Below are 17,319 nucleotides of genomic sequence, written 5' to 3' on the forward strand. Positions count from 1 at the left end.
AGGGGATCCACGCTCATCTCGGTGCTGGTGATCATGCTCGTCATGAGCATCGGAGCTCTCACAGTCGGCGCTGTCGTCGTCAACACGACGGGCATGCTCGTCGACGCCCGCAGCACGACCCAGTCACGTGCGGCCGCGGATGCGGGGCTCGCAGACGCGGTCACCGCCGCGCAGCGCAGCGGCCAGTTCTGCGACCTGGACTTCGCCCCCGACGCCGCGGATCCCGTCTTCGGTTTGGGAAAGCGTGGCAACTACCACGTGACGAGCACCTGTGACACGGCCGCCGGGACCGTCGCCTTCACCGCAACAGGCACCGTCGACGGCGCCAAGACGACCACGGAGTCGGTGTACAGCTACTCCACGGCCCACACCGGGCACGGTGCCGATATGGTGTTCTACTCGGACGCCACCTTCACCGCCGAGGTGCTCACGTCGGCGGCCGACAGCTCACTGCTGTCGATCGTGATCCCGTCGGGAAAATTCACCTGTCAGGTGCACATTCCCGCGAACATCGTGATCGCAAAGGGCTTCGAGTCCAAGGGAAACTGCACCGTCGACGGCTCCGTGATCGCCGGCGGCACCGCCGCGATGGCCGTCTCGAGCGACACCATCAAGGGGAATCTCAGTGCGTCCTCCGAATCCGACCACACGATCAACGGCAAGGTGCTCGGCGATATTCATCTCGGCGGTCCGCTGTCGGGCACGGGCGGAAGCTCCTTCACCTTTCCCGGCAATGTCTCGGTGCGCGGCGATGCGAACATCGGGGGGACGAGCATCGGCGGAACGCTGACGCTCCCCCGACGAGCAAGCTGAAGTTCAATGGCACGACGGTGCAGCCTCCGGCGACGTCATCGAGCCGAGTCGCCGGCGGCATCGTCTGGAATACTCCCGAGATACCTTCGACGCCGAATTTCGAGGACTGGTTCGACTACGCCTACAGCCTCAACGACTGGCGGCCGTACAACGGCACGTATTTCACTGAGATCGTACTCACCGGCGGCAGCGGGAAGTGGACGTGCGATCGCTTCTCCACCTGGCCGAACCAGGGCTGGCTCGATCTCGCCGAGCTCACCACCCCGACTGTCATCGATGCGAGCGCATGCGGGAGCCTCTCCGCCAACAACGGCGGCAACCCCGACGTGACCCTCCAGACCGACGTCGTGCTCGTCGCGAAGAGCTTCGATCTCACGCATCTCACCTTGAGGTCGCAGGGGGCGACGAAGCAGAAGGTCTGGTTCATCGTCGATGACGGACAGCCGAAGGGCAGCGGCGAGGGCGTGCCGTCCTGCACGAACGGTGCGGGAAGCATCGGAATCAACCACACGGACGCATCCCGGGTGATCGCGATGGTCTACACGCCGTGCTCGATCAATGTGCAGGGCAACAGCCAGTGGACAGGTGCATTCTACGGCGGTGCGTTCAGCTACGGCGGAGGCATGAACTTCCTTGGTGCGGGAATCGCGTTGCCCGGCATGCCCGCCAGTGCGACGATGCCCGGCGCCGGCGCCTCTTCGCAGGCCACGCTGGGCACCCTCGTCTCCACTCGGGATGTGCGATGATCGATCCAGCGCTGTCCGGCCCGCTGCTGGCGTACGCACTCGTCGTCGCCGGCGTGTTCGGGCTGGTGATCGGATCGTTCCTCAACGTCGTGATCCACCGCGTCCCTGCCGGGGTCTCGCTGCTGCGGCGCAGCCAGTGCCCGCACTGCGATGAGCCCGTACGGGCCTGGCAGAACGTGCCGGTGATCTCGTGGATCGCCCTGCGCGGACGATGCGCCCGCTGCGTCGCGCGCATCTCCCTGCGCTATCCGCTCGTCGAGCTCGGCACCGGTGTCGTCTTCGCCGGCATCACATGGTGGTGGAGCCGGCATCAGGGCGTCGCAGGCGACCGGACGGCGTTCGCCTGGCCGCACGATGCCGCCGACCTGTCCGGTCTGCTCTTCGGTGCCGACCCCTGGAGCGGGCACGTCGCCGCACAGGCGCTCGTGCTGCTCGCGCTGCTCTGGTTTGCGGCATCCGGCATCGCTCTCACCCTCATCGACCTCGACGTGCGCCGCCTGCCGGCGTCGATCGTGCGCATCGGCCTGGTCGTCGTGGCCGTGCTGCTGGCGTTGGCATGCGTGCTGGGCGCCGACGTCTGGGCGCTGGTGCGCGGCATCGCCGGATGCCTGGTGCTGTACGTGTTCTATGCGCTGCTGCGCGGCGCACGCCCCGGCGGGATGGGCGGCGGAGATGTGCGACTGGCGGGATTGATCGGGCTCGTGCTCGGCTGGTTCGGCGCATCGGCGCTCATCATCGGCGCGTTCGCCGCGTTCGTGCTCGGCGGCGTGTACGGCGTGCTGCTGATCCTGCTGCGCGGCGCCCGCCGCACCACGGCCGTGCCCTTCGGCCCGTGGATGATCATCGGAGCCTGGGTGGGGCTGGTCGCCGGACCGCTCATCGCGGGATGGTATCTCGGACTGCTCGAACCGCGCTGAGGCGCCGGATCGAGCAGCGCAAGAAGAAAGCACACAGATGGCCAAGTCAGTCGTAGCGGTGGAGATCACCGAAGACAGCGTCCGTGCGGCGGAGGTGAGCGCCGGGCGCACTCCCGTGCTCCTCAAGGCGGGCGAAGTCGCGCTGCCCGCCGGGGCGGCACGGGACTCCGAGGTGCTCGACCGCGACGCCGTCGCACTCGCCCTCACCCAGCTGTGGAGCGAGGCCGACATCTCCTCCCGTCAGGTGATCATGGGGCTCACCAGCCGCCGCATCCTGGTCCGCGAGCACAGCACCACGCTGCGCGACGCCGTCCAGATCCGTCAGGCGCTGCCGTTCCAGGTGCAGGACCTGCTCCCCGTGCCGGTGGAGCAGGCCGCACTGGACTTCTACGCTGCCAAGGACGACGGCGAGCAGATCCACGGCCTGCTCGTGGCCGCGGTGGCCGAGAACATCGAGGAGATGATCGCCACCCTCGCTCAGGCGAAGCTCCACACCGATGCAGTGGACCTCGGGGCGTTCGGGCTCTCCCGCGTGCTCGGCGCGATCGCCCCCGCCGATCGCACCGCCCTGCTGATCTACATCGGCGAGCACACCACGCAGCTCGTGATCGCGGTCGACGGCGTGCCGCAGTTCGTCCGCGTCATCCCCCTGGACCTCTCGCCGAACCGCGGGGATGTGCCCGTCCCCCTCCGCCGCCGGCTCCCGAGCCGAACCTGCGCGGTGCGCTCCGGCGCGCGCGGGCCGGGGAGCGGCCGTCGCCCCCGCACCGACCGAGCCGACCCCCGAGGAGCAGGCCGCCCTGATCGACCTCACCGGCCGGCTGCGCAGCACTCTGGCGTTCTACCTCGACCGGGAGGACGGGCGGGCCATCGACGTCGCGTGGGTCGCCGGAGCCGGAACCCGCCATGGGCGACTGCGGGATGTGCTCACCCGCATCGTGGGCGTCGATGTCGCGCCGCTGACCGCACTCGATGTGGTCGATGCGAAGGGGCCGCTGGAGCCCGGGCTGAACACGCGACTGCTCTCCACGGTCGCTCTCACGATCGGAGGGCGCCGATGAGCGCAGCCAAGAGTCCTCGCGGCGTCGTGGTCGGCGCCATCCCCCGCGTCAACCTGCTGCCGAAGTCCGAGCTCGACCGGCGTTCCAATGCGGCGCTCGCCCGCCGATGGGTCGCCGTCGGCATCGGAGCGCTCCTGATCGTGGTCGTCCTGATCGGCGGAGGCTATGCGTACAGTCTGATGTCGTCGATGCGCCTCACCGCCGAGCAGAACCGAGCGTCGCAGCTCTCGATCGACCTGGCCGAGCTCGCCCCGGTGAGCAGGTCGGTCGCGCAGCGCCGATCGCTGAGCGCCCAGCTCGAGCAGGCCATGGCCGGAGACCTGGCCTGGCGTCCCGTGCTGGACGGTCTGGCGGCCCAGCTGCCGGACGACGCGGTGGTCACCGGGTACTCGCTCGCCGCCGGACCCGTTCCCGCGGGCGACGACCCGAGCGTGCAGGTCGGCATCGATGGCACCCTCACGGTCATCACCGCCACACCGCTGCCCGTCGCCGAGGTCATCGACGCGGTGCGCGGAGTCGAAGACGTGCTGTACGTCGACATCCGACAGCTCCTCCGCGACGCCGACGAGGAACCGGACTCCTACGAGTACACCATCCAGGTGCAGCTGGATCAGACCGTCTACTCGCGCCGCTTCGTCCCGGCATCCGAAGACACTCCGAAGACCCAGGACTGATCGCATGACCAAGCAGCTCATCAACCTCATCGGCGGCCTCGTCTGCGCCGTCGTGCTCGTGGCCGGCGGCTTCCTGTTCGCCCTGCCGCAGTACCTGCAGGCCGAGGGCACAGAGCAGGCGGCGCAGAGTGCCCGCCAGAACAATGCCACTCAGCAGTCCATCATCGACGCGCTGCGCGTGCAGCAGTCCGACTCCGCATCGCTGGAGGCCGACATCGCCGCGCTGCGCGCGCAGATCCCGGCCGAGCCGCACATCGATGACATCGTGCGTCTCGCGCTCATCGCCGCCGCACGCCACGGCGGGGCGGTCGACTCCGTCGCGCCCGGTGATCCCGTGCCGTTCGCTGCGCGCACCGCCGTCGAGGGTGCTCCCGCCTCGAAACCGGCGGATGCCGAAGCCGGCTCCTCCGAGGCATCCGCTTCACCCGGCTCCTCCACCTCAACCGGCTCCGGCGCCTCCGCCGCATCCGACCCGCGGCAGGTGCCGATCGAGATCACCTTCACCCCGCCGAGCGTGCAGGCGGCCACCGACATCGTCGACGCGCTGCGCGCCGGACCGCGCGTGGTCGCCATCGTCCAGGCCACCACGGTCACCGACGACGACGGTGAAGTGCACCTGACCGTCTCGGCGCTCGCGTTCTCCGACCCGTCCTGAGCGCGCCGGCATGCCGGCGAGGCGGGATCCGGCGGTGAGGCGGGATCGCTCAGCGAGGGGCGGTCGCTCAGCGAGGGGCGGTCAGCCCTGCCCCATCTGCTCGTAGATGCTGAACATCGGCATGTACAGCGAGATCACCATGCCGCCGATGATGACGCCCAGCACTGTGATCATCACCGGCTCCAGCGTCGCCGTCAGCTGCTCACTGGCGGTGCTCACCTCGGTCTCGTAGAAGTCCGCGATGCTCTCCAGCATGTCGGGGAGCGTGCCGGCCTCCTCGCCCACCGCGACCATCTGCGCGACCAGCGGCGGGAAGACATCCGACTTCGACAGCGGCAGCGCGAATGATCGGCCCTGGGTCACGGACGTGGCGACATCGGCGAGGGCGTTCTCGACCGCGCGGTTGTTCGCCGCCTTACCGACGACTTCCAGGGCCTGCAGCAGCGGCACTCCTGCGTTGAGCATCATCGAGAGGTTCCTGGCGAAGCGCGCCACCGCGATCTTGCGCACGAGCGACCCGAAGATCGGCAGTTTCAGCTTGAGCGCATCGGCCCGCTCGCGGAAGCCTGGTGTGTTCTTCACCCGGCGGTGCCAGACCACGACGGCGATGACGAGCACCGCCAGCAGCGGGATGATCCACACCATGTTGCGGGAGAGCACCACGAGGATCTGCGTCGGCACGGGCAGCTCGCCGCCCATGCTCGAGAACATCTGCTCGAAGATCGGGACGACGAAGGTCAGCATCGCCAGCACGCCCAGCAGAGCGATGCACAGCACGATCGTCGGATACGTCAACGCCGACTTGATCTTCTGCTGCAGATCGACATCCGAGCGGTAGCTCCGCGCGATGGCGGCGAGCGAGTCGCCCAGGAAGCCGCCGGTCTCGCCGACGCGCACCAGGCTGACCATCAGCGGCGGGAAGGCATCCGGCTGCGCGGCCAGGGCCGCCGAGAACGACTTGCCCGACTCGATGTCGGCATGCACGGCGGTCAGGGCGGACTGCAGCTTCTTGTTCTCGGTCTGCTCGATGAGCACCGACAGGGCGCGAAGCAGGGGAAGGCCGGCGTTGATCAGCCCCGCGAACTGCTTGGTGAACACTGCCAGGTCGTTCAGCTTCACCCGCTTCTCGAACCAGGGGATCTCCTGGTTCAGGCCGGTCGTCGACTGCGCGACCACCTGCAGGGGCATGAGGCCCTGCGCCCGCAGCTTCGCCACGACCGCGCTCTCGCTGACGGCCTCCATCGAGCCCTTGACGACGGCGGAACCGCCGGCGCCGACCGCGCGGTAGTTGTACTCCTGGACGGCCACGTCAGTACTTCCAGTCCTCTGCCGCCGCCTGGTGCTGGGCACCATGGCTGAGCCAGGTCTCGGCGTCGAAGTCGGGAACCTGAACGCGCACGTCGTCCAGCGCGCGCGGATCGGTCAGGTAGTGCCTGGCCAGTCCCGGCGCGACCCGGCCGCGTGCCACCAGGTCCTTCAGCGACTGGTCGAGCGTGTGCATGCCATGCGCGGCCCCGGCCTGCATGGCGTTGTACAGCTGCGGGATCTGATTCTCGCGGATCAGGTTCGCCACCGCGGGCGTCGAGACCAGCACCTCGGTGGCGATCACCCTGCCATCGCCCTGCGCCGTGGGCACGAGGGTCTGGCTGATCACGCCCTGGAGCGTGTCGCCCAGCTGACTCCGCACCTGATCCTGCTGGTGCGCGGGGAAGGCGTCCACGATGCGGTTGATGCTCTTGGAGGCGCCCTGGGTGTGCAGGGTGGTGAGCACGAGATGGCCGGTCTCGGCGGCGGTCAATGCCGTGGAGATCGATTCCGGGTCGCGCAGCTCGCCGATCAGGATGACATCCGGATCCTGTCGCAGGATCCGTCGCAGTGCCTCGGCGAAAGAGTGGGTATCGGAGCCGACCTCCCGCTGGTGCACGAGCGAGCTGCGGCTGGTGTGCACGAACTCGATCGGATCCTCGACCGTGATGATGTGGCCGCTCTTCTCACGGTTGATGATGTCGATCATGGCCGCGAGGGTGGTCGACTTGCCCGATCCGGTGGGCCCGGTCACCAGCACGAGCCCGCGCGGCCGCAGCGCCAGCTCGCGGGCGATCGCGGGCGCGCCGAGCTCCTCCAGGGTGAAGGCGCGCGAGGCGATGAGGCGGAACGCGGCGGCCACGCTGCCGAGCTGACGGAACACGTTCACGCGGAAGCGTCCGGCACCCTCGACCGTATGCGACAGGTCCACCTCGCCCTGCGTGCGGAACTCCTCGCGCTGCGTGGCGGACATGATCGCCAGCAGCTCGTCCAGCAGCTGCGCCTGCGAGATCGCCTCGGGGAACTCCGGCATCGGCGCGAGCGAGCCGTTGAGCCGGTTCACCGGTGCGGCGTCCGCCGACACGTGCACATCCGAGCAGCCGCGCCCCGCAGCCACCGCGAGGACGCGGTCGAGCAGGCCCGGTGAGGGCGCCGCCGCGGGGAGTGCATCATCAGGTGGCTCGGCTCGTGCGTCTCATGCAGTGACACGGAGGATCTCCTCGATCGTCGTCAGGCCCTCCCGGACCTTGGCCCATCCGTCCTCGCGCAGGCTGCGCATTCCCTGCGCGGTGGCGACCTCGCGGATCTCGGTGGCGGTGGCGTTGCGGACCACCAGCTTCTCGATCTCATCGGACATCGTCATCACCTCGTGCAGGCCGATCCGGCCCTTGTAGCCGGTGCCCGAGCACGACGGGCATCCTTTCGGCCGGTAGATCACGGGGGGCGCGGCGGGATCGAACGGCAGCCCGAGGTCGCGCAGGATCTCCTCGGTCTGGTCGTGCCGCTCACGGCACTGCACGCACAGCCTGCGGGCCAGACGCTGGGCCACGACGGCCGACAGCGCCGTGGCGACCAGGAAGGGCTCCGTGCCCATCTCGGTCAGACGGGTCACAGCGCTGGGCGCGTCGTTGGTGTGCAGGGTGGAGAGGACGAGGTGCCCGGTGAGGGCGGCCTCGACCGAGATCACCGCGGTCTCGCGGTCGCGGATCTCTCCGACGAGGACGACATCCGGGTCGCTGCGGAGGATGCTGCGCAGCGCCGCCTGGAACGTCATCCCCGCTTTGGCGTTGACCTGCACCTGGTTGATGCCGGGGATGCGGTACTCCACCGGATCCTCCACGGTGATCACGTTCACCTGCGGTGTGGACACCTCGCGCAGCGCGGTGTACAGCGTCGTCGACTTGCCCGACCCGGTGGGGCCGGTCACCAGCACCATGCCGTGCGGCCGGGTGATCGCGTCACGGAAGCGCGTGAGATTGGATCGGCTCATCCGCAGGTCGGCCAGGGAGAGGCTCACCCCGGAGTTGTCCAGGATGCGCATGACGACCTTCTCGCCCCACACGGTCGGCAGCGTGGCCACGCGAAGGTCGACCTTGCGTCCATGATGGGTCACCGAGAGCCGGCCGTCCTGGGGCCGGCGGCGTTCGGCGATGTCGATCGCCGACATGATCTTCAGGCGCGAGATGATGCCGTCCTGGATGTTCCGGTCGGGGCGCTGCAGCTCGTGCAGCACTCCGTCGATGCGGTAGCGCACCTTGAGGAAGGTCTCACCGGGCTCCAGGTGGATGTCACTGGCGCGGTCGTCGATGGCCTGGGTGATGAGCAGGTTGACGAAGCGCACGATCGGCGCATCGCTGTCCTGCTCGACCAGCTGCTCGGAGGCGGTGTCCTGCGTGGCGGCGGTCTCCTCGAGCGTCGCCGACAGATCCGACAGCTCGTCGTCCGAGCGCATGTAGCGCTGGAAGGCGTACTCCAGTGCATCTTCGGCGACCACGACGGGATCCACACGCAGGTCCGCGACCGTGGCGATGTCATCGATCGCGATGATGTCGGTGGGATCGACCATGCCGACCACGAGGCGGTCGCCGCTGTGCGAGATCGGGATCAGCCGATGCCGACGCGCGAGGCCGCCCGGGACCAGGGCGACGGCATGCGGGTCGACGGTCTCGGTGAACAGATCGACGAAGGTCTGCCCGGACTGCAGGGCGATGGCCTCGGCGAGCTGCCGTTCGGTGATGACCCGCTGCGTGACGAGTTTGCGGGCCAACTCCGGGCCGTCGCCGAGCTCGGCCATCTCGTCCATGACGGCCGAGGCGCGTACGGCCCCGGTGAGCACGAGCGTCTGCACGACTCCGCGCATGCTGAGGTCCCCTCCCCGTCCCGCCGACGCCGCGTATGAGCACGACGCTTGTCATACTAGCGATCGACGGATGCCGGGCCCCGGCCCGCATCCTCAATTCTTGGGCAGGTATCCTCAGGGTTTCCTCAAGGAATGTCCCACGAGGCGGCGGCGTGCGCGGTAACGTCAAGGCGTGACATCCCTCTCGGCCGACGGCGGCGCACTCCTGGTCCCCGATGACTCGACCGCGGAGGAGCTCGCACTGCGCGCCCAGGAGGAGCTCATCGCCTCGGTGTCCCACGAGCTGCGCACGCCTCTCACCGCGATCATCGGCTACCTCGACCTGACGCTCGCGCACGACGAGATGAGCGAGCGGGCTCGCCGCAGCATCGGCATCGCCCAGCGCAACGCCACGCGCATGCTCGAGATCGTCTCGGATCTGCTCGAGGCCTCCGCCGTGTCCTCCACAGGCGGTGCGTCCGCCATCGCGCCCGAAGACATCGACCTGTCCGAGATCGTCATGGCGGCCGTCGAGTCGGCTGGGCACCAGGCGGATGAGCGCGCGATCGCGGTGGACACGGCGGGAGTGCGGGTGCTGCGTGCGTGGGCGGATCCGCACCGCATCCGCCAGGTGCTCGACAACCTGATCTCGAACGCGGTCAAGTACGGCCGCGACGGCGACACGGTATGGGTGGCGACGGCGCAGGAGCAGGGGAGTGCCGTCATCACGGTGAGGGACGACGGGCCGGGAGTGCCCGAGGACGAGGTTCCGCACCTGTTCGAGAGGTTCTTCCGCTCCGCGCTGGCGAGCGGGTCCACCACGCACGGCAGCGGGCTCGGCCTCTCGATCAGCCGTGACATCGTCCGGGCTCACGGCGGCGAGCTCACCGCGACGTCGACACTCGGTGAGGGGTCGACGTTCGCGGTGCGACTTCCGCCGAAGGCCGGGTGACGATCGCCCCGGTCGGCCGGAGCTAGAGAGCCAGGCGGTAGCCGGTGCCGCGGACGGTCTCGATCCAGCGGGGTCTCGTGGCCGACTCGCCGAGCTTGCGGCGCAGGTTCGCCATGTGCACCTCGATGGCACGCGCATCGTGCTCGTTGACATAGGTGCTGTCGCCGTGGCGCTCGCCGCGCAGCATGATCGCGAGAGCTTCCTTGGCCACGGTCGCGCTGCCCGCTCTCATGAGGTCGTGGAGGATGTCGAACTCGCTGCGGGTGAGTTCGACCTCGGCGCCGTCCGCCACGACCAGGCGCATCTCGGGGTGCATGCGCAGGCCGTGGTGCTCGAGCCAGCCGCTCGCCGTCGGGTCGGCGGCGGCCTCGGGGCTCTGTCCGGCGCGGTGCGCGTCGCCCATCGCGCGCGGACGGCGCAGCATCGCTTCGATCCTGGCGCGCAGCTCGCGCGGGCGGAACGGCTTGGTCACATAGTCGTCGGCACCCGAGCGCAGACCCTGCAGCGCATCGACCTCATCGGATCGGGCGGTGAGCATGATCAGGTAGGTGCTGCTGATGGCGCGGATGCGACGTGCCGTCTCGAAGCCGTCCATCCCGGGCAGGCTCACATCGAGCGTCGTGACCAGCGGGTCGTGCTCCTCGACCAGGCGCAGGCCGTCGGCTCCGCTGCCCGCAGCCAGCGGGATGAATCCCGCGTGCTCCAGGACCTCGCTCACCAGTCCGCGGGCGTCGGGCTCGTCCTCGATGACCACGGCGATCTGCGAATCGGTCAAGAGAACTCCTCGATACGGCCGGGTCGTCCGCGCCGACACCGGTGATGTTAGCGCAGAACACGGCGGATCCCGCGGATCTCACTACCGTCGCGGGGCGGGTCGGTGCAAGATGGTGGGAGCTGGCGAGCGCCGGCGCACTGGATGCAGTGAAGATGCGAAGGGGATCCCGCATGGGACTCGATGACCTGGTGAACAAGGGCAAGGCCGCCTACGAGCAGAACAAGGACAAGATCGACGCCGCTGTCCACAGCGAGCAGGCCGAGGACATCAGCGACAAGGTCCTCGACGGGGTCGCGGACTTCGCCAAGAAGGTCGCGCCCGGAGCATCCGAGAAGATCGACGAGATCCGCGACGCCGCGGACAAGTCCGTCGGCAACGAGTAGACGCTCCCGAGACGCAGCAGAGGGCGGCGCACCGAGAGGGTGCGCCGCCCTCTGCGTGCCCCGCGATCCCGCTCCGGGCGCGGCCTGCACAGCCGGGACGCACACGCGACACGCCCGGGTTTGCAGTAGGTGAATCCGTCATGGCAGAATAGACAGGTTCCACATTCCGGCGCTCTTCGTGATGCGCGGGATCACTGCCACGACAGTGCATAGGCGGCGCGCTCCTCGCGAGCGGCGCAGGGTTCTAGGCCGCGGGCAGCAGAACGACAAAATCCGACACCTCCTCACAGGGGTCCTGGTGTGCCTGCATGGCAGGAGGTCGGAACCGCGCGCTGCGGCGTGCGGGATGACAGCAGAACAGTGGTGCAGCAGATCGACTCGCATGAGTCGTTCGAGTGCCGAGGCGTGAACAGCGCCGACGTGCGTCCAATGCCCCAGGGTCACCCGGCCCCGGACGGTACGACGCCTATAGAGAGAGAGCAGACAATGGCGGGACAGAAGATCCGCATTCGCCTGAAGTCGTATGACCACGAGGTCATCGACACGTCGGCGCGCAAGATCGTCGACACCGTGACCCGTGCGGGCGCGACTGTCGTCGGCCCGGTGCCGCTTCCGACCGAGAAGAACGTGATCGCCGTGATCCGTTCGCCGCACAAGTACAAGGACAGCCGCGAGCACTTCGAGATGCGCACCCACAAGCGTCTGATCGACATCGTCGACCCGACGCCCAAGGCTGTCGACTCGCTGATGCGCCTCGACCTCCCGGCCGACGTCAACATCGAGATCAAGCTGTAAGGGGTCCTCGAATGGTTGACATCAACGCAAAGATCTCCAAGGGCATGCTCGGCACCAAGCTCGGCATGACCCAGGTATGGGACGAGAACGGCAAGCTCGTTCCCGTCACCGTCATCGAGCTGGCGCCCAACGTGGTCACCCAGGTCCGCACGCCCGAGAAGGACGGCTACAACGCCGTTCAGATCGCGTACGGCCAGATCGACCCCCGCAAGGTCACCAAGCCGCTCACCGCTCACTTCGAGGCCGCCGGCGTCACGCCGCGTCGTCACGTCACCGAGATCCGCACCGCGGATGCCGCTGACTACACGCTCGGCCAGGAGCTGACCGCCGAGGCCACCTTCGAGGCCGGTCAGTTGGTCGACGTGGTCGGCACGAGCAAGGGCAAGGGCACCGCCGGTGTCATGAAGCGCCACAACTTCAAGGGCGTCTCGGCATCGCACGGTGCGCACCGCAACCACCGCAAGCCCGGTTCGATCGGCGCCTCGTCGACTCCGAGCCGCGTCTTCAAGGGCATGCGCATGGCCGGCCGTATGGGCGGCGAGCGCGTGACCGTCCTCAACCTCACGGTGCACGCCATCGACGCCGAGAAGGGACTCATGCTCGTCAAGGGCGCGGTTCCCGGCGCACGCGGCCGCATCGTCTTCGTCCGCAACGCAGTGAAGGGTGCCTGATCATGGCTGACTCGACTCTCGCGCTCGACGTCCTCTCTGTCGACGGCAAGAAGGCGGGCTCGATCGAGCTGCCCGCCGCCGTCTTCGACGTCAAGACCAATGTCCCGCTGATCCACCAGGTCGTCGTCGCGCAGCTCGCTGCGGCTCGCCAGGGGACGCACTCCACCAAGACCCGCGGCGATGTGTCCGGCTCCGGTGCCAAGCCCTTCAAGCAGAAGGGCACCGGCAACGCGCGCCAGGGCTCGATCCGCATGCCGCAGCACCGCGGCGGTGGCACGGTCCACGGTCCGAAGCCGCGCGACTACGCGCAGCGCACCCCCAAGAAGATGATCGCCGCCGCCCTGCTGGGCGCGCTCAGCGACCGCTTCCGCGGTGAGCGCCTGCACGCTGTCGAGGCGTTCGTGGCTGACAGCACCCCTTCCACCAAGTCGGCCGCCGCGCTGATCGCTGCGGTGACCGGTTCGAAGAACGTGCTCGTCGTCATCGAGCGCAGCGACGAGCTGACGCTGAAGAGCGTCCGCAACCTCGCGAACGTGCACGTGCTGAGCTTCGACCAGCTGAACGCCTACGACGTGGTCGTCTCCGACGACATCGTCTTCACCAAGGCCGCACTCGAGGGCTTCATCGCCTCGAAGACCGGCGCAACCGAGGAGGTCTCGGCATGACTGAGCAGAACTCCCTCGCAACGGCCCTGAACAAGGACCCGCGCGAGATCATCCTGGGTCCGGTGGTCTCCGAGAAGAGCTACGGCCTGATCGACGAGGGCAAGTACACCTTCCTGGTGGACCCGCGCGCCTCGAAGACCGAGATCAAGCTCGCCATCGAGAAGATCTTCGGCGTCAAGGTGTCGTCGGTCAACACGATCAACCGCGTCGGCAAGGCCCGCCGCACCCGCTTCGGCACTGGCAAGCGCAAGGACACCAAGCGCGCCATCGTCGCACTGAAGTCGGGCTCCATCGACATCTTCACGGCAGTCGGCTGACCGGGGGATAAGGACTAATAATGGCTATTCGCAAGTACAAGCCCACGACCCCGGGTCGCCGCGGTTCGTCGGTGGCCGACTTCGCCGAGATCACGCGATCGACGCCGGAGAAGTCGCTGCTGCGTCCGCTCTCGAAGACCGGTGGTCGCAACAACCAGGGCCGCATCACGACCCGTCACATCGGCGGCGGACACAAGCGCCAGTACCGCGTCATCGACTTCCGTCGCAATGACAAGGACGGCATCAACGCCAAGGTCGCTCACATCGAGTACGACCCCAACCGCACCGCGCGCATCGCGCTGCTGCACTACTTCGACGGCGAGAAGCGCTACATCCTCGCGCCGACGAAGCTGAAGCAGGGCGACATCGTCGAGTCCGGCGCCAGCGCCGACATCAAGCCGGGCAACAACCTCCCGCTGAAGAACATCCCCACCGGAACCGTGATCCACGCGATCGAGCTGCGTCCCGGTGGCGGAGCGAAGATGGCACGTTCGGCCGGCGCCTCGGTGCGCCTGGTCGCCAAGGACGGCCCCTACGCTCAGCTGCGTCTGCCCTCGGGCGAGATCCGCAACGTCGATGCGCGCTGCCGCGCGACCATCGGCGAGGTCGGCAACGCCGAGCAGTCGAACATCAACTGGGGCAAGGCCGGCCGCAAGCGCTGGAAGGGCGTGCGCCCGACCGTCCGCGGTGTCGCGATGAACCCGGTCGATCACCCGCACGGTGGTGGTGAGGGCAAGACGTCCGGTGGTCGTCACCCCGTCTCCCCGTGGGGCCAGGCTGAGGGTCGTACCCGTCACGCCAACAAGGAAAGCGACAAGTACATCGTGCGTCGCCGCAACGCCGGCAAGAAGCGCAAGTAGGAGTAGAGGAAGATGCCACGCAGTCTTAAGAAGGGCCCCTTCGTCGACGAGCACCTGCTTCGCAAGGTGATCGGTCAGAACGAGGGCGGTTCCAAGAACGTCATCAAGACCTGGTCCCGTCGGTCGATGATCGTGCCGGCGATGCTCGGTCACACGATCGCCGTCCACGACGGTCGCAAGCACATCCCTGTGTTCGTGACCGAGACCATGGTCGGCCACAAACTGGGCGAGTTCGCGCCCACCCGCACCTTCCGCGGCCATGTGAAGGACGACAAGAAGGGCCGTCGCCGCTGACGCGGTGACGCTCTGGAGAGAAACAGAGGAGGAGAACAATGGTGGATTCCATCGCACGCGTCAAGCACATTCGCGTGACCCCTCAGAAGGCTCGTCGTGTCGTCGCCCTCATCAAGGGCAAGCAGGCGCAGGAAGCACTGGCCATTCTGAAGTTCGCCCCGCAGGGCGCCAGCGAGCCGATCTACAAGCTCGTCGCCGCTGCGATCGCGAACGCACAGGTCAAGGCCGATCGCGACGGCGAGTTCCTGGACGAGCAGGATCTGTACGTGAAGAACGCGTACGTCGACGAGGGCACGACGCTCAAGCGCTTCCAGCCCCGTGCTCAGGGACGCGCGTTCCAGATCAAGAAGCGCACGAGCCACATCACGGTCGTGCTGGCCACCCCCGAGGTCGCTGACGCGGCTCCGGCGGCCACGACGAAGAAGGCGAGCAAGTAATGGGCCAGAAGGTCAACCCGTACGGCTTCCGCCTCGGCATCACCACGGACCACGTGTCTCGCTGGTTCTCGGACTCGACGAAGCCCGGCCAGCGTTACGCCGACTACGTCGCCGAGGACATCAAGATCCGTCGCCTGCTGCAGACGCAGCTCGACCGCGCCGGCGTCTCGAACATCGAGATCGAGCGCACCCGCGACCGTGTGCGTGTGGACATCCACACCGCGCGTCCCGGTATCGTCATCGGCCGCCGCGGCGCCGAGGCTGAGCGCATCCGCGGCGACCTCGAGAAGCTGACCGGCAAGCAGATCCAGCTGAACATCCTCGAGGTCAAGAACCCCGAGGCAGACGCTCAGCTGGTCGCACAGGGGATCGCCGAGCAGCTGTCTGCTCGCGTGGCGTTCCGCCGTGCGATGCGCAAGGGTCTGCAGGGCGCGCAGCGCGCCGGCGCCAAGGGCATCCGCATCCAGGTCTCCGGCCGCCTCGGCGGCGCGGAGATGAGCCGCTCGGAGTTCTACCGCGAGGGTCGTGTGCCGCTGCACACGCTGCGCGCGAACATCGACTACGGCTTCTACGAGGCCAGGACCACCTTCGGCCGCATCGGCGTGAAGGTCTGGATCTACAAGGGCGACCTCACCAACAAGGAACTCGCGCGCGAGCAGGCCAACATGAAGCCGCAGCGCGAGCGCGGCGATCGCCGTCGCGCTCCGCGCAACGAGGCGCCTGTCGCAGAAGGAGCGTCGGCATAATGCTCATCCCCCGCAAGGTCAAGTACCGCAAGCAGCACCACCCGAAGCGTACGGGTCAGGCGTCGGGCGGCACGAAGGTCTCCTTCGGCGATTACGGCATCCAGGCACTGACTCCCGCGTATGTGACCAACCGTCAGATCGAGTCCGCTCGTATCGCGATGACCCGTCACATCAAGCGCGGTGGAAAGGTGTGGATCAACATCTACCCCGACCGTCCGCTCACCAAGAAGCCCGCCGAGACCCGTATGGGTTCCGGTAAGGGCTCCCCTGAGTGGTGGGTCGCAAACGTCAAGCCGGGCCGCGTCCTCTTCGAGGTCGCGGGCGTGAGCGAGGAACTCGCACGCGAGGCGCTCACCCGGGCCATTCACAAGCTGCCGCTCAAGGCACGCATCATCAAGCGCGAGGAGGGCGACGCGTAATGGCGATCGGCACCAAGGAGCTCGCACCCGCCGAGCTCGACACGTTCGAAGACCAGCGCCTCGTCGAGGAGCTGCGCAAGGCCAAGGAGGAGCTGTTCAACCTCCGCTTCCAGTCGGCCACCGGCCAGCTGGAGAGCCACGGCCGCATCCGCGCCGTCAAGCGCGACATCGCGCGCCTGTACACCGTGATCCGCGAGCGCGAGCTGGGCATCCGTGCCACGCCCGCCCCCGTCGAGGCTCCGGCGAAGGCGAAGAAGAGCAAGGCGAAGAAGTCCGGGGATGCCTCGGCTGACGCCGAAGGGAAGTCCGAGTAATGGCTGAGAAGAAGGCTGCTGAAGCCGTCTCGCACGGCGTGCACGATGTGCGCGAAGCCGGTGCGCGCGGTTACCGCAAGGCCCGCCGTGGCTACGTCGTCAGCGACAAGATGGACAAGACCATCGTCGTCGAGGTCGAGGACCGCGTGAAGCACCCGCTTTACGGCAAGGTCATCCGCCGCACCGAGAAGGTCAAGGCGCACGACGAGAACAACACCGCCGGCATCGGCGACCTCGTTCTCATCAACGAGACCCGCCCGCTGAGCGCCACCAAGCGCTGGCGTCTGGTGGAGATCCTGGAGAAGGCAAAGTGATCCAGTCCGAGTCCCGCCTCAAGGTCGCCGACAACACCGGCGCGAAGGAGCTGCTCGCGATCCGCGTCCTCGGTGGTTCCAGCCGCCGTTACGCCGGTCTGGGCGACACCATCGTCGCGACTGTCAAGGACGCGATCCCGGGCGGCAACGTCAAGAAGGGCGATGTGGTCAAGGCCGTCATCGTCCGCACCAAGAAGTCCACGCGCCGTCCCGACGGCTCGTACATCAAGTTCGACGAGAACGCCGCCGTGCTGCTGAAGAGCGACGGGGAGCCCCGTGGCACCCGCATCTTCGGGCCGGTCGGTCGTGAGCTTCGTGACAAGAAGTTCATGAAGATCGTCTCGCTCGCCCCGGAGGTCATCTGATC

General features: G+C 67.9%; 23 protein-coding genes. 19 read left to right on the plus strand and 4 right to left on the minus strand.

The genetic code is table 11. The features are described from left to right. Positions 1–42 precede the first annotated feature (42 nt). From QUE33_RS15365 to QUE33_RS15385, 5 genes are read left to right on the plus strand one after another with little or no spacing between them, the layout of a single operon-like run. Positions 43–813, plus strand: a complete 771-nt coding sequence (locus tag QUE33_RS15365; RefSeq protein WP_286301149.1) for a hypothetical protein — start codon at positions 43–45, stop codon at positions 811–813. A 17-nt stretch (positions 814–830) separates the two neighbouring features. Further along, entirely contained in the window at positions 831–1,559 is a 729-nt protein-coding gene (locus QUE33_RS15370) for a hypothetical protein (RefSeq protein ID WP_286301150.1), read from the plus strand. Beyond that, the gene (locus tag QUE33_RS15375) at positions 1,556–2,476 is read left to right on the plus strand and encodes a prepilin peptidase (protein WP_286301151.1); all 921 of its coding nucleotides are present in this window, start codon (positions 1,556–1,558) and stop codon (positions 2,474–2,476) included. Before QUE33_RS15370 ends, QUE33_RS15375 begins: the two co-directional genes overlap by 4 nt. A 37-nt stretch (positions 2,477–2,513) precedes the next feature. Further along, complete coding sequence (gene pilM, locus QUE33_RS15380) at positions 2,514–4,211, plus strand: pilus assembly protein PilM (protein WP_286301153.1); 1,698 nt, start codon at positions 2,514–2,516, stop codon at positions 4,209–4,211. Positions 4,212–4,215: 4 nt separating this feature from the next. Continuing rightward, positions 4,216–4,866, plus strand: coding sequence for a hypothetical protein (locus QUE33_RS15385; protein ID WP_286301155.1), 651 nt, complete (start codon positions 4,216–4,218; stop codon positions 4,864–4,866). Between the two features lie 81 nt (positions 4,867–4,947). Here the strand turns inward: QUE33_RS15385 and QUE33_RS15390 are convergent, their stop codons facing one another. From QUE33_RS15390 to QUE33_RS15400, 3 genes are all read right to left on the minus strand, one after another. After that, positions 4,948–6,174 carry a type II secretion system F family protein gene (locus QUE33_RS15390; protein WP_286301156.1) on the minus strand — a complete coding sequence of 409 codons (1,227 nt, stop codon included), beginning with the start codon at positions 6,172–6,174 and terminating at the stop codon, positions 4,948–4,950. Position 6,175: 1 nt separating this feature from the next. Continuing rightward, positions 6,176–7,255, minus strand: a complete 1,080-nt coding sequence (locus QUE33_RS15395; RefSeq protein ID WP_286301158.1) for a type IV pilus twitching motility protein PilT — start codon at positions 7,253–7,255, stop codon at positions 6,176–6,178. Between the two features lie 111 nt (positions 7,256–7,366). Beyond that, entirely contained in the window at positions 7,367–9,031 is a 1,665-nt protein-coding gene (locus QUE33_RS15400) for a GspE/PulE family protein (protein ID WP_286301159.1), read from the minus strand. Between the two features lie 172 nt (positions 9,032–9,203). On the opposite strand from QUE33_RS15400, the gene QUE33_RS15405 reads away from it, so the two are divergent. Further along, positions 9,204–9,962, plus strand: coding sequence for a sensor histidine kinase (locus QUE33_RS15405; protein ID WP_286301160.1), 759 nt, complete (start codon positions 9,204–9,206; stop codon positions 9,960–9,962). Between the two features lie 22 nt (positions 9,963–9,984). Here the strand turns inward: QUE33_RS15405 and QUE33_RS15410 are convergent, their stop codons facing one another. Continuing rightward, entirely contained in the window at positions 9,985–10,737 is a 753-nt protein-coding gene (locus tag QUE33_RS15410) for a response regulator transcription factor (RefSeq protein ID WP_286301162.1), read from the minus strand. A gap of 170 nt (positions 10,738–10,907) precedes the next feature. Between QUE33_RS15410 and QUE33_RS15415 the strand changes: the two genes are divergently transcribed. From QUE33_RS15415 to rplN, 13 genes are all read left to right on the plus strand, one after another. Further along, positions 10,908–11,120: a hypothetical protein gene (locus tag QUE33_RS15415; protein ID WP_286301163.1), complete on the plus strand. Its 213-nt coding sequence runs from the start codon at positions 10,908–10,910 to the stop codon at positions 11,118–11,120. A gap of 486 nt (positions 11,121–11,606) precedes the next feature. Continuing rightward, on the plus strand, positions 11,607–11,915 hold the full coding sequence (gene rpsJ, locus QUE33_RS15420) for a 30S ribosomal protein S10 (RefSeq protein ID WP_193596815.1): 309 nt from the start codon (positions 11,607–11,609) through the stop codon (positions 11,913–11,915). Between the two features lie 11 nt (positions 11,916–11,926). After that, entirely contained in the window at positions 11,927–12,586 is a 660-nt protein-coding gene (gene rplC, locus QUE33_RS15425) for a 50S ribosomal protein L3 (protein ID WP_286301165.1), read from the plus strand. Between the two features lie 2 nt (positions 12,587–12,588). Then, the gene (gene rplD, locus QUE33_RS15430) at positions 12,589–13,251 is read left to right on the plus strand and encodes a 50S ribosomal protein L4 (RefSeq protein ID WP_286301166.1); all 663 of its coding nucleotides are present in this window, start codon (positions 12,589–12,591) and stop codon (positions 13,249–13,251) included. Next, positions 13,248–13,568: a 50S ribosomal protein L23 gene (gene rplW / locus QUE33_RS15435; protein ID WP_286301167.1), complete on the plus strand. Its 321-nt coding sequence runs from the start codon at positions 13,248–13,250 to the stop codon at positions 13,566–13,568. Before rplD ends, rplW begins: the two co-directional genes overlap by 4 nt. Before the next feature lie 20 nt (positions 13,569–13,588). After that, positions 13,589–14,428 (plus strand): 50S ribosomal protein L2, encoded by an 840-nt coding sequence (rplB, locus tag QUE33_RS15440; protein WP_286301168.1) that lies wholly within the window; start codon positions 13,589–13,591, stop codon positions 14,426–14,428. Between the two features lie 12 nt (positions 14,429–14,440). Further along, positions 14,441–14,722, plus strand: coding sequence for a 30S ribosomal protein S19 (gene rpsS / locus QUE33_RS15445; RefSeq protein ID WP_286301169.1), 282 nt, complete (start codon positions 14,441–14,443; stop codon positions 14,720–14,722). A 38-nt stretch (positions 14,723–14,760) separates the two neighbouring features. Beyond that, positions 14,761–15,159: a 50S ribosomal protein L22 gene (gene rplV / locus QUE33_RS15450; protein ID WP_286301170.1), complete on the plus strand. Its 399-nt coding sequence runs from the start codon at positions 14,761–14,763 to the stop codon at positions 15,157–15,159. Continuing rightward, positions 15,159–15,905, plus strand: coding sequence for a 30S ribosomal protein S3 (gene rpsC, locus QUE33_RS15455; RefSeq protein ID WP_286301171.1), 747 nt, complete (start codon positions 15,159–15,161; stop codon positions 15,903–15,905). Before rplV ends, rpsC begins: the two co-directional genes overlap by 1 nt. After that, on the plus strand, positions 15,905–16,324 hold the full coding sequence (rplP, locus tag QUE33_RS15460) for a 50S ribosomal protein L16 (protein WP_286301172.1): 420 nt from the start codon (positions 15,905–15,907) through the stop codon (positions 16,322–16,324). The genes rpsC and rplP overlap by 1 nt, the downstream gene beginning before the upstream one ends. Next, positions 16,324–16,638, plus strand: coding sequence for a 50S ribosomal protein L29 (rpmC, locus tag QUE33_RS15465; protein WP_286301173.1), 315 nt, complete (start codon positions 16,324–16,326; stop codon positions 16,636–16,638). The genes rplP and rpmC overlap by 1 nt, the downstream gene beginning before the upstream one ends. Then, positions 16,638–16,952 carry a 30S ribosomal protein S17 gene (gene rpsQ / locus QUE33_RS15470; protein ID WP_286301174.1) on the plus strand — a complete coding sequence of 105 codons (315 nt, stop codon included), beginning with the start codon at positions 16,638–16,640 and terminating at the stop codon, positions 16,950–16,952. The genes rpmC and rpsQ overlap by 1 nt, the downstream gene beginning before the upstream one ends. Further along, positions 16,949–17,317, plus strand: a complete 369-nt coding sequence (gene rplN, locus QUE33_RS15475) for a 50S ribosomal protein L14 (RefSeq protein ID WP_286301175.1) — start codon at positions 16,949–16,951, stop codon at positions 17,315–17,317. The genes rpsQ and rplN overlap by 4 nt, the downstream gene beginning before the upstream one ends. Positions 17,318–17,319: the final 2 nt, after the last annotated feature.

It is taken from the genome of Microbacterium suwonense (assembly GCF_030296555.1).
Classification (GTDB): Bacteria; Actinomycetota; Actinomycetes; order Actinomycetales; family Microbacteriaceae; genus Microbacterium; species Microbacterium suwonense.